Annotated in this window: 11 protein-coding genes; 5 read left to right on the top strand and 6 right to left on the bottom strand. The window is 54.6% G+C overall.

Annotation, left to right across the window (positions count from 1 at the left end; all coding sequences use genetic code 11):
• The first annotated feature begins 14 nt into the window (after positions 1 to 14).
• The 4 genes from O1V65_RS03205 to O1V65_RS03190 are packed head-to-tail and all read left to right on the top strand — an operon-like array spanning position 15 to position 3,524.
• Positions 15 to 1,229: an FAD-dependent monooxygenase gene (locus O1V65_RS03205; protein ID WP_017492595.1), complete on the top strand. Its 1,215-nt coding sequence runs from the start codon at positions 15 to 17 to the stop codon at positions 1,227 to 1,229.
• A gap of 2 nt (positions 1,230 to 1,231) precedes the next feature.
• On the top strand, positions 1,232 to 2,386 hold the full coding sequence (locus O1V65_RS03200) for an alpha/beta fold hydrolase (RefSeq protein WP_269130154.1): 1,155 nt from the start codon (positions 1,232 to 1,234) through the stop codon (positions 2,384 to 2,386).
• Positions 2,386 to 3,159 carry a thioesterase II family protein gene (locus O1V65_RS03195; RefSeq protein ID WP_269130153.1) on the top strand — a complete coding sequence of 258 codons (774 nt, stop codon included), beginning with the start codon at positions 2,386 to 2,388 and terminating at the stop codon, positions 3,157 to 3,159. The genes O1V65_RS03200 and O1V65_RS03195 overlap by 1 nt, the downstream gene beginning before the upstream one ends.
• Positions 3,160 to 3,173: 14 nt before the next feature.
• Complete coding sequence (locus O1V65_RS03190) at positions 3,174 to 3,524, top strand: DUF4260 domain-containing protein (protein WP_017492592.1); 351 nt, start codon at positions 3,174 to 3,176, stop codon at positions 3,522 to 3,524.
• A 5-nt stretch (positions 3,525 to 3,529) separates the two neighbouring features.
• On the opposite strand, the gene O1V65_RS03185 is transcribed toward O1V65_RS03190, so the two are convergent.
• The 6 genes from O1V65_RS03185 to O1V65_RS03160 all read right to left on the bottom strand — a co-directional run bounded on the left by O1V65_RS03185 (position 3,530) and on the right by O1V65_RS03160 (position 10,412).
• Positions 3,530 to 4,309, bottom strand: a complete 780-nt coding sequence (locus O1V65_RS03185; protein WP_017492591.1) for a LuxR family transcriptional regulator — start codon at positions 4,307 to 4,309, stop codon at positions 3,530 to 3,532.
• Positions 4,310 to 4,584: 275 nt separating this feature from the next.
• Positions 4,585 to 5,331 (bottom strand): 4'-phosphopantetheinyl transferase family protein, encoded by a 747-nt coding sequence (locus tag O1V65_RS03180; RefSeq protein WP_017492590.1) that lies wholly within the window; start codon positions 5,329 to 5,331, stop codon positions 4,585 to 4,587.
• A 12-nt stretch (positions 5,332 to 5,343) separates the two neighbouring features.
• Positions 5,344 to 7,656, bottom strand: a complete 2,313-nt coding sequence (locus O1V65_RS03175; RefSeq protein WP_227977964.1) for a molybdopterin-dependent oxidoreductase — start codon at positions 7,654 to 7,656, stop codon at positions 5,344 to 5,346.
• Positions 7,657 to 7,765: 109 nt separating this feature from the next.
• Complete coding sequence (locus tag O1V65_RS03170) at positions 7,766 to 8,422, bottom strand: methionine ABC transporter permease (protein ID WP_084912276.1); 657 nt, start codon at positions 8,420 to 8,422, stop codon at positions 7,766 to 7,768.
• Positions 8,403 to 9,557: a methionine ABC transporter ATP-binding protein gene (locus tag O1V65_RS03165; RefSeq protein WP_084912277.1), complete on the bottom strand. Its 1,155-nt coding sequence runs from the start codon at positions 9,555 to 9,557 to the stop codon at positions 8,403 to 8,405. Before O1V65_RS03165 ends, O1V65_RS03170 begins: the two co-directional genes overlap by 20 nt.
• Before the next feature lie 12 nt (positions 9,558 to 9,569).
• Positions 9,570 to 10,412 carry a MetQ/NlpA family ABC transporter substrate-binding protein gene (locus O1V65_RS03160; RefSeq protein WP_017492586.1) on the bottom strand — a complete coding sequence of 281 codons (843 nt, stop codon included), beginning with the start codon at positions 10,410 to 10,412 and terminating at the stop codon, positions 9,570 to 9,572.
• Positions 10,413 to 10,817: 405 nt separating this feature from the next.
• On the opposite strand from O1V65_RS03160, the gene yncE reads away from it, so the two are divergent.
• The gene (gene yncE / locus O1V65_RS03155) at positions 10,818 to 11,879 is read left to right on the top strand and encodes a 7-bladed beta-propeller protein YncE (RefSeq protein WP_026110629.1); all 1,062 of its coding nucleotides are present in this window, start codon (positions 10,818 to 10,820) and stop codon (positions 11,877 to 11,879) included.
• Positions 11,880 to 12,077: the final 198 nt, after the last annotated feature.

The following is a 12,077-nucleotide window of genomic DNA, read 5'->3' as shown; positions in this document are numbered from 1 at the left end:
AAGAGGAATGAGTGATGACTGATATCTGTATTGTTGGCGCAGGGCCTGCAGGATTAGTACTGGCTTTACAACTGGCCAGAGCGGGAGTGGATATCACTCTGCTTGAGAGTTCACTGAGCTACAAACGTTCGTTTCGCGGTGAATCCATGCAGCCGGATACCGTAAGTATTTTCAAAGAGCTGGGCATTCTAGATGACCTGCTTGAGCACGGCTGTCTCGAGACGCACCGGATGATGCTGACCGAGCGCGGAAAGTCGCTGCTCACCATTAACTACACCAAGGTTCCCTACCGCCACAAGTACGTGATGGATATTCCGCAGCCGGTGCTACTGAGCGCGCTGCTTAAGCGTCTGGAAACCTACGCCAACTGTAAAATTATTCGCGGCGCGACCTGCGACGAGCTGCTGTGGTCGGATAACACCGTCAGCGGCGTGAGCTATCGTTTGCACGACGAGAAGGAACCTCGCGTCCTGCGGGCACGCGTTGTGGTCGGTGCCGATGGTCGCTACAGCAAGATTCGCGACCTCGGCAAGATTGAATGGAAGAAGCATCAGGCGGCGCGTGACGTACTGTGGTTCAAGGTGCCACTGCCCGCCGATGCGCCCGAGAATACCGCTCGCATTATGATAGATGGCGCTAACCACCTGATCCTGCTGCCCACTTTCCCCGACTACTACCGCGCCGGTGTCAATATCCCTAAAGGCGGGTTTATGGCGCTGCGTCGTGAGGGAATCGAGTCATTTTATCAGTTGGTTGATGGCATCGACGCGGGCTTTGGCAAGCACGTGCGCGAGCATGTCCGCAACTGGAACGACATTCACCTGCTGGATATTTTTACCACTACCGCGCCGCAGTGGGGACGTGAAGGCCTGTTGCTGATAGGCGATGCGGCGCACACCGTGACGCCGCTGCTCGGTCAGGGCGTTAATTTGGCGATTCAGGATGCCATCACGCTGGCCCCGATGCTGGTCAGTGGGCTGGAGAAAAACAGTGTCGATATCTCGCTGTTCAAGGCGTTTCAGGCCAAGCGCCAGGCCGACGTCGATTTCGTGGTCAATTTGCAGCAGCGTCAGGAAAAACTCCTCGGCGCACATACGCCAATGCAGCAGTTTTTAAGGCGCGTCAATTATTGCGCCCTTAACCAATTCACTTTCATACAGCGCAAGATTAATAACCGTATCGCCTACCGCAGACAGCTCCAGCTGCAACTCTTTCAGGAAGGAGGCTAAGCATGCATCGACAAGAAGAAGCAGAATATCTCGAAGAACTGAAAAATTTTGTCCTGCTGCACTGTGAGGCTCAGCAGCTCAAACCCGGCGGCGTCAAGGAGATCCTTAAGCGGATAACCCACGCCGAAGGCAGCGAAGCGGGCAGCTGGACCGCAGAATGGTGCAGGGTCGCGCTCCAGATGGAACAGCTGCAAAACTGGTCTGATGCCGCCAAGCTTTACAACCTGGCACGTTTTCCGTTTGTCGAAAACGAGATGCAGCAAACGGCGCACGACGCCTGCATCGAAAACTTCGAGAAATCGATGGCGCAGGCCAAGGTCAAGTTTGAGACGCTGGTACTCGCCGAAGGAGCCTTTAAAGCCTACGCCACCGGATTGGACAAAAACTGGCCGGTGGTGGTGGTGTGCGGCGGCATAATCTCTATCAAGGAACAGTGGGCGCGCTTTCTGCTGATGGCTAAGCGGCTCAAGCTGTGCGTCGTGGTGACCGAGATGCCGGGCGTCGGTGAAAACACTCTGCGCTATACGCCGGAAACCTGGACGCTTTTCTCGCAGATTCTGGACGCGGTGCAGGGCCGTGCCGATACCCAGCAGTGTCATTTGATGGCGCTGAGCTTTAGCGGTCACCTTGCCCTGCTCGCCGCGGCAAAGGACAGCCGCATTCGCGGCATTACTACGGTCGGCGCACCGGTTGCCAGCTTCTTCCGTCAATACAACTCGACGGCGGTACCGCTGGCGACCCGTCGCACCCTGTCGCATCTAACAGGTTTGACGCGGGAATCGCTGTTCATCCAGATGCCCGACTGGCAGATTACCCTTAACGACGCGCCGAAGCTGGCTATCCCGGTGCATTATTTGCAAAGCGAGTATGACGAAATCATCCCGTCATCGGAAATTCAGTCACTGAAGAAGATTGCGGCGGACGCACGGGTGTATTGCCTGGCAGACGTGCACGGCTCACCCAATAACATGCATCTGGTCGCCCCGTGGGTGCTGGCGTCCATCATGGCAAGCTTCCCGTCGCGTAAGAAGCAGGCGCTGATATTCAGAACATTATGGAAAGCCAAAGCGTTGCTGAGCCGTCGCCGAAATATCGCTCCGCCGAAGAAAGCAGAGGTTATTGCTCCGGTGCTGAACGGGAAAGTCGGGAGCGACTGATGAACGATGCCGCAACGCTCGAACAGGATAACTGGCTGGCGCATACGTTGGCGCACGACGGCCGCTTGAATCTGCTCTGTTTCCCCTACGCTGGGGGAAGCAGTGCGATTTTCACCCGCTGGCGGCTGGCGCTGCCAGCGTGGATAAACGTCTGCCCGCTGGTATTTCCAGGACGCGAGGGACAGCACAGGCGGCCGAAGGAAACCGACTTTCGGACCTTGGCGGAGAAGGTCGCCGAGGCTTTGTTACCGCAGCTGCCTGAGGTAAATTTTGCGATTTATGGTCACAGCATGGGTGCCTGGTTCGCACACGATTTGGCGTTGCGGGCGAGTCAGCGTGGGTTTGCACCGCGTGCGCTACTGGTCAGTGGCCAGCGTGCGCCGCAGTTTGCCTATCCGTTTAACGCCAACCGCGAGATGGACGACACCACGCTGCTGAAGTTTATCAGCTCGTTTGGGGGGGTGGACGCAGAGCTGCTGGCGAATAAAGCCTGGGTGAGCTGGATGCTGGAAATAGTGCGGGCCGATTTATCGCTGTGCGAATCGCATGCCCCCGTAAGGCCTGAGATAACGCTGCCCTGCCCGGTGCATTTATTTGCCAATGACACCGATCCGCTGGTGGATATTTCAGCTCAGCGGCCGTGGAAAAACAGTACGACGGGGCAATTTTCTACATCACTGCATGAAGGCGGACATTTTTTTATTCGCACTCATGCCAGTGATTTTCTTAAAAAGCTAGGTTCCGTATTGGAACAATTACCGCTATCGCGATAAAAAGAGGAATTATCATGCAATTACAGCATCTGGTCATTGTACGCTGTGAAAATCTGCTCTTACTGCTCTCGGGCCTGACGTTGTATTGGCACTTTCACTTCAGCTGGCTCTATTTCTGTTATTTCATTCTGGTGCCTGACCTGGCAATGGTGGGCTATTTATTTAACAATCGCGCCGGTGCATTTTTATATAATCTGACGCATAACTATGTGTTGCCGATTATATTGTTAGCATTCTATCCCCTCTACCCACAGGTGTTAATGCTAGCGTTAATCTGGATTGTGCATATCGGTTTTGACCGCGCGCTGGGCTATGGCCTCAAGAGTCCACAGGGCTTCAAGAAGACCCATCTTCTCTCTGAATAAATGCGTTACGGCGTATCATCCGGATAAATTTTCGGCCGGATGATATTGCCGAGGATACCCTTGGCAACCGCGTGCTGGCGATTTTTTGCGCCAAATTTCTCGGTCGCATTATTAAGGTGAAACATCACCGTTCTTTCGCTGATACATAATATCTTCGATATTTCCCATGAGGTCTTTCCTTCACAGGCCCAGAACAGGCAGTCATATTCCCGCCCCGTCAGTTTCACCTTGTCCAGCGACTGTTCTTTGTTCATCCAGTTATTGCGGTTGACGCTTTCGAGCAAATGGCTGGTTAACAGCATGGCGTAAGGCGTGAGGATATTGAAGCTGTTTTCACTCTTGTCGGCCGTCTGGCGGCTAATCAGACTCAACATTCCCGACCCACCGGTGACGGTACGCAGTGGAATACTCAGACCCGACGTTAATCCAAAACTTTTCGCGTTATGCATCATGACCTGAAACTGCGAATCGCGGTATTCAGGCAACTGGATAAGCTTATGCCAGTGGATAGGCACCGTGTTAGAGAAACAGTAAGCGGTTATCGGATCGATGCGCTGAAACCCGCGTCGAAAATAGAAATCGCACCAGTCTGCCGGCAGGTTTTCGATGATCAGAATATCAGGGTCAGCCAGAGAGCTTGAGTGACAGAGAGCGAACATAAAATAGTCGATCCCGGCCTGTTTAAAAAAATTGCCGCAGATGGCTTGCAGCATTTCTTTGCTATCGGCACGCTGAATTTTCTGTAGAGTATTATCCAGTGCCTGAAACAGTAAATTGCTATCCATTTCCTCTCCTGTTTTGACATCGAGGCTAACGTTTTGTTATGGTTTTATAATTCTTGTCACCGTGGGAATTTTATTACCTAATTGATAATAAAAGACTTTTTCTGCTTTCAATTTGAATGGGAAGCCCATTCTTTGAAGGGAATTTGTGCAAGGGAGTCGTAAAGGAACAAATACTATGGTCCAATTTCTTATATGAGAGAAGTAAAAAAATAATACATAATGTTACCATGAATAATGCGCTAGCGCCTGGTAAAAGGTGCCGAGTAAGATTTAACCTAGAAAGGCGAAAGCGAATCTATAACCACAATCGTAATAATAATTTTACCGTCAAACGCATAGCTTCCCTTTATTTTAACACCGGCTGTAAATACCTCATTTAAATCCCTGTTAAATCTTAAGACAAAGGTTTTATTTAGCGTATTAATTGAATCGACAGAAGCATATTCAAATCCAAAGAAAGTCTTTACCTGAGGATATAAGGCCTTAAATAAACTTTCTTTTGCCGAGAATGCCAGCAACAGGCTAAAGTCCAGATCTATCGCCAGCGTTTGCAGATACTCTCGCTCGGCAGGCTGGGTAAAGGTTTCACAGATTTCGCGTAAAACCTCCCGGTTAAGCACCTCGATATCTGCCCCGAGACACAGCTGTGGGCGAGAGGTCACGATAGCCATCGCCTGACTGTATCCGTCCGACACCGTGCCGTGAGATATTGTGCCACGCATCCCCTGAGGCCAGCAAGGTGAGCGGTCTTGATGGGTTGTCACCTCTGAGGAGACCGAGAACCCCCGCAACAGCGCAGCGCAGCAGTAACGGCCCGCCAGGTATTCCGCTTTACGTTTTGGCACTGCGCGCGTCAGGCTGTCAGGCTTGTTGATGGCGTATCTGGCAAAATCCTCTTCGCGATAAGCCTCGGTGCAGAAGCTCACCTTGAGATAGCGCACGTCCGCATCATCACCGATAACGCCGTATTCCGTCTCAACGATAAAATCATCAAGCGTGGCGTGCTTTTGCGGCGTCATCATCTCAGCGGTCTCTTAGTCTGCGCGGACAAACGGCGGCGGTTCGAAGGCCGTCACGTCGGGCAGCGGCCCCTGCCAAGGCGCTATCTCAACCCAGCAGCTCTGCGCACTGCATCCCTGCCCCAGGCGCGAGCTGCCAATGTCTTCGGTAAGTACGTTCGGATTCCCGTGCTTGTCGAGCGAGTTTGGCTGGCTCGAGTCCTGCGGGTCGTACCAGGCGCCGGTCGACATCTGCACCACGCCGGGCCGAATGTCTTCGCTCAGATGTACCCCGGCCAAGATGGCTCCGCGCGAGTTGAATACCTTCACCACGCTGCCCTCTGTCACGCCCCGCGCGGCGGCATCTTCAGGATGCAGCCACAGCGGTTCACGCCCCTGAACCTTGGTACGGCGACTCTCGCTGCCCTGATCGTACTGGCTATGCAGACGCGTTCTCGGCTGGCTGGACAACAAATGCAGCGGCCAGCGGGCGGCCATTTCACGCTGCGCCTGCGCGTCCGGCTCATACCAGAACGGATGTCCCGGACACTCTTCATAGCCAAAATCTGCCACCGTCTGGGAGAACAGTTCGATTTTACCGGACGGCGTTTCCAGCGGCGACGCCTGCGGGTTTTCGCGAAACGCTTTGAGGAAGATTTGCGGCGCGTCAGGACGCGCATATTCCAGTTTCCCGCGCTGCCAAAACTCGTCGAACGGCGGTAACTCAATGCCGTCGGCCTGTGCCCGTGGGATCGAACTTTCATACATAAAGCGGATCCACGCCTCGGCGTCACGCCCTTCGCTAAAGCTTTCGCCAAAGCCCAGACGCTCGGCCAGCGCGTGAAAAATCGCGTAGTCGTCCCGTGCTTCACCCTGCGCAGGAATATGCTGGCGCATCGCAATCATAAATCCGTCATTGCTCGAGCTGCCAATATCGCTGCGTTCGAGAGAGGTGGTCGCCGGGAAGACGATATCGGCGAACTTGGCCTGCGCAGTCCAGTACTGCTCGTGCACCACCACCGTGTCAGGCTGACGCCAGGCCTCGACCAGTCGATTCAGGTCCTGATGATGGTGGAAGGCGTTACCACCCGCCCAATACACCACGCGAATATCGGGATATTGACAGTCTTTGCCGTCGAACTGGTAGTTGCCCCCAGGATTGAGCAACATGTCGGAGAGGCGCGCAACCGGTATCTTGTCGCTCACCGCATTCTGCCCCGCCGGGAAACGCGGGCCCGAGAAGGTACGACGATCGGCACCGGCCAGATTAGTACTGGCATAAGCAAAGCCCAGTCCGCCGCCAAGGGTCCCTATTTGGCCGATGAGCGCGGCCAGCGCCACCGTAGCCCAGAACGTCTGTTCGCCCTGACGCGCGCGCTGCAACGACCAGGCGATATTAATCATCGTGCGTTTGGCCACCATCTGTCGCGCCAGACTGCGGATTTTCTCTGCGGCAATTCCGGTAAGCGGTGCCGCCCATTCTGGTGATTTGGCCTGCCCGTCCTTTTCGCCCAGCAGATAGGCTTTATACTGTGCGAAGCCCACCGTGTGGCTGGCGACAAACTCGGCGTTATACAGAGATTCTTCAATCAAGACGTGGGTCAACGCCAACAACAGTGCCGTATCAGTGCCGGGTTTCAACGACAGCCACTCGGCGTTGGTGACGCCGGAAAGGTCATTTTTGACCGGACTGACGTTGATAAAATGGGTGCCGTTTTGCTGCATCTGTCCGAGCCAGTGCTTCAGGGAGTGATCGTTCGCTCCGCCGCCGTTGACCTGTGCATTGCGCAGCGGCAGACCACCGAACGCCACAAACATCTCGCAGTGCTCCGCCAGCGAAGACCAGTGGGTGTGCTGTTTCTGCAATACGTCGAGGTCGCCGATAATGTGCGGCAAAAGGCGCTCTGCGGCCGCCAGACTGTAGGTGTTGGTGCTGCCGGTATAGCCGCCCAACTGGTTGAAAAAGCGATGCAGCTGACTCTGGGCATGATGAAAACGCCCTGCGCTTGACCAGCCGTAGGATCCGGCGTAAAACGCCCCGTTGCCGTAGGTATTTTTTACCCGGCTCAGCTCGTCGGCCACTAGCGCTAACGCAGTCTCCCAGCTGACGTCGACAAAAGGCTCTTTGCCGCGCCCGTGGCGAGAATCGCGCCCCTGCTTCAGGTAACCTAGGCGCACCGCCGGACGGCGAATACGGCTTGGCCCGTGCACCGCATCGACCAGCGATTGACCAATGGCCGAGGGATTGCGGTCCCATTCAACCGGTTCAATCGCCGTCAGCGTGCCTTCAGAGGTCGTGACGCGATAGGTGCCCCAGTGCATAACGGCGAGATTGTGTTCGGTTGTCATAGATATCGATTCTGAAGTGTGGCGTAAAGGGGGAGTTTACCGCAGTCGGCGGGATTAATTAAGTATTCCGACTGCGGCACAAATGATTGACGCAAGCAACGCTCAGGCTCTAGTGGCGTTTATCAACCTTAGCGACAATACGGTCACCGAGCCACTGAATACCGCAGACCATCACGATGAGCACCACAATCACCTCAACCATGACGGTGGTTTCAAACCGTTGATACCCATAGCGAATGGCGAGGTCGCCCAGACCACCGGCACCAATAGCCCCGGCCATCGCCGACGCACCAATCAGCGCCACCAGCGTAACCACGAAACCGGAGAGAATGCCCGGCAGCGCCTCGGGAATCAGCACGTCCCAGACGATGCGCAGCTTGCTGGCGCCCATCGCGCGCACTGCATCGATCAGCCCGCGATCGACGTCACGTAGCGAAACCTCTGCCACGCGGGCAAAATACGGCGTTGCGGTGACCGAGAGCGGCACCATCGCAGCCCATACGCCGAGCGAGGTGCCAATCAGAAAACGGGTCACGGGAATAAGCGCCACCAGCAGGATGATAAACGGCAGTGAACGAAAACCGTTAATCACCAGGCCCAGCGAACGGTTGACCCAGCGATTCTCGGCGATGCCGCCGGGGCTGGTCATCACCAGAATCAGGCCCAGCGGCAGACCGGCGACCAGAGAGATAAGGCCAGAAATGGCGGTCATCAACAGCGTGTCTTCAATCGCGTTGATCAGTAAATCAAGCATCACGGGTGACATAGCCAACGAGCTCCACTTGTGCCTGGTGCTGCTGCAGCCAGTGTAAAATTGTCTGTTCGGCGTCGGTATTGGCAACCGGTACCGAGAAGAAGAAACGGACGACGGCGTAATGCTGAATGTGCTCGACGCCGCCCTGAATCAGGCGGAACTGCCCCGCCAGCTCGGAGGACATCAGGGTAAGAATTTCGCCCTGTCGGTCCTGTCCTGCATAGTGCACGCTGTAAATCGCCTCGCCCTGCCGCGTCTGCGTCAAGCGTTCGCTGAGCGCCTCGGGCAGCTGCGGCAGCAGTCCGCTGAGCAAGGTACGCGTTAGCGCAGTCTTGGGATGCGCAAACACCTGCCACACCGGCCCCTGCTCGATTATCTCCCCGGCGTTGATTACCGCCACCCGATGCGCAACCTTCTTGATAACCTCCATCTCGTGGGTAATCAGCAGCACGGTGATACCGAGTTTCTGATTCAACGATTGCAGCAGCGCAAGAATCGAACGCGTGGTTTCTGGATCCAGCGCAGAGGTCGCCTCATCGCAAAGCAGGAGGGCCGGATTGGCGGCCAGCGCGCGGGCAATCCCCACACGCTGCTTTTGCCCACCAGAAAGTCCGGCCGGATACTGCCTGGCTTTATCCTCCAGCCCCACCAACGCCAACAGTTCCGCCACACGTTCACGGCGTTTGGCCTTGTCGTAACCCGCAATCTTCAGCGGCAGCGCCACGTTTTGCTCGACGGTCTTGGCCGACAGCAGATTAAAGTGCTGAAACACCATGCCCACGCGGCTTCGCACCGATTGCAGCTGTTTCTCACTCAGGCCGGTTATCGCATGGCCTTCGATTTCGATCGTACCGTCGTCGGGCTGCTCCAGTCCGTTAAGACAGCGGATCAGGGTCGACTTGCCCGCCCCGCTGCGACCGATGATCCCGAGGATCTCCCCACGTTTAACGGTTAATGACACATCCTTGAGTGCCTGCGTATTGCCGAATCGGCGATTAACGCGATGCAGACGCACCACGTCTTCAACATCTTCGGCGAAAGGGTTGCGTGCCGTCTGCGAGGAAGTACTCACCGCCGACGCTTTGGCGTGTTTCCCGTCCGGCGTATTGGCGGTAAAATGTGCCTCGGTCTCAGAGATTGCTGTCATACTTTCAATTCCTTACCAGGTTGTTACGCCTGTCCCTTTATAAACCTCGTTAAACACCGTTTTCACCGGTTCGTTTTGATAAGAACTCACCAACGTCTTGACCCACGTTGCGTTGACGTTCTCTTTCTTTACGGCAATAAAGTTGGTGTAAGGGTTATTTTTAATCGGTTCCTGCGCGATGCGGTCCTCGGGAGTCAACCCACTTTTCAGCGCCCAGTCGGTGTTGACGACGGCAGCGTCGAGGTCTGGCACAGAACGACCAATAACGCCGGAGTCCAGCTCCTTGATTTTAAGATGCTTCGGATTGGCGACAATGTCGGCGGTGGTCGCGGCAATCCCTGCGCCCGGCTTGAGCTTAAGCAGCCCCTGCTCCTGTAGCAGCACCAGCGCACGCGCCTCGTTAGAAGGGTCATTTGGCACCCCTATCACCGCGCCGTCTTTAAAGTCCTTCACTAATTTCACTTTCTTTGAATAGAGGCCAATCGGCCATACCGCCGTGTCACCCACGCGCACGATATCGTAGTGATTCACTTTGATTTGGTTGTTCAGGAAAGGCTGATGCTGGAAGGCATTGGCATCCACCTCTCCTTCCTGCAATGCTTCGTTGGGCTGGTTGTAGTCGTTAAATACGACAGTTTTAACTGTCAGCCCCTTGGCCGCTGCCTGCTTGACGACTTCACGCCATACGTCTTCATCTTCGCCGCTCATAATGCCGACCTTAATGGAAGACTTATCCGCCGCGTGCGCTACCGAAAGAGGTGCCAGAACACCACCGGTCAACATGGTCGCGGCTACGGCGGCCAGCAGGAAAGCGCCATTAACGTTAGTTTTGGTTTTATTGAGCAATTTGCGCATGAGCTACCCTTATAAATGAGAGGATCCGGTTGGTTTTTTGTGCCGGAATGGGGGAAGTATACTCACGGGCATATAGCTTTATAATTTATTTAATTAGATATCTATATCCTTTTTGCATATAAAGAATAGCGCAGCTGCGGCCCTTTAAATGCAGTAAAGAAGATGGCCAGAAATCGTTAAAAAACCTGAAAAATCGGAGTGTTAAATTCTCCGCATCAGGCGGCAAACTCCGTAACATATCGCCACAAATTAATGATAATGCTTTTCATTTGCAGCAGATAATGATAATTATTACCCGCGAAAAAACCTCCCTCTCTTTCTTTAAAAGATAACCAGGACAGCGCGATGCGCCCACTGCGAGGCTCGCGGCAGGAAAGGGACAATGATTAATTTATGGAGAAAATGATGTCATCTCGTTTTACACCGGCGAAATCTGCAATGACCTCAGCGCTGCTGCTGACCTCAGTACTGTTCTCTTCTTCTCTGTTCGCCGACACCCACGTGTCGATGGAGAGAAAAGCGGTCGGCAAAGGCGTGTACGAGCTGGCTTACAGCGCAGATCAGAAAGCGCTGTTTGTTGCCTCTTCACAGGGACGTCAGGAAAAGAACGGCGTGCTTTATCGTCTGGACCCAACCAGCCTTGCCGTGAGCCAGTCAATCATGACTAATCTCAAGCCGTTTGGCGTGGCTTTTAACAATAAGACCGATACCGTATTCCTGGGCAATACCACCAGCAGCGCGATTACCTCGGTAGACGCTAAAACCAATAAAGTGCTGAAAGAGCGGGTGTTGGACAGCCGCCCGCGCACCGAGAAAGAGCGTCCCTTAGCGCCACGCGAGCTGGCCGTGGATGAAGCCACCAATACGCTTTACGTCGCCGGTCTGGGCAAAGAGAGTGTGATTTGGGTGGTAGATGGCGCAAACCTGACGCTGCGCCACACCATTGAAGGCGTGGGTAAGATGGCGACCGGTCTGGCGATTGATGCCAAGGCCTCTCGCCTTTACATCACCAACGGTGATAACGAATTCCTGACCATCGATACTAAAACAGACAAGATCCTGTCGCGCGTTAAAATCGATAATCCGGGTGAGCATTTCTACCTGAATATCAGCCTGGATACCGCCAGGCATCGCGCCTTTGTGACTGATTCCAAAGAGGCCAGCCTGCTGGTATTGGACACCGAGAACGGCAAAGTGCTGCAAAAGATTGCCGTTCCAGCCTCGCTGGCCGTGCTGTTTAACCCGGCGCGTAATGAAGTTTATGTGACCCACCGTGACGCTGGTAAGGTCAGCATCATCGATGCCGACAGCTATAAAGTGCTTGAAACGCTGGATGTCCCAACGCATCCGCAGAGCCTGGCCGTATCAGCCGACGGTCAGACGCTTTACGTCAGCGTGAAACAGCAGTCTACCCGTCAGCAAGAAGCCACCTCGCCTGACGAAGTGGTGCGTATCACCTTCAAGTAAGTCCGACGTCCCTCGTCACCGGCAAGTCAGCGCCAATGACGAGGGTCTTGTTACTCCCCGCTCTTTTACCCCCTCTACTCATTGACTCTCTTCCGGCAACCGCACCCCGCAGGCAAAGTGAACTAAGTCTTCCCCGACCGGCCTGAGGCTAATTTTGATACAGCGGCTATATTTTTAGCAGCGCGCTAATCCTTGCCT

The sequence above is a fragment of the Rouxiella badensis genome, assembly GCF_026967515.2.
Classification (GTDB): Bacteria; Pseudomonadota; Gammaproteobacteria; order Enterobacterales; family Enterobacteriaceae; genus Rouxiella; species Rouxiella badensis.
The sequence above is the reverse complement of the archived record's forward strand: the minus strand, read 5'-3'. Positions and strand labels throughout refer to the sequence as shown.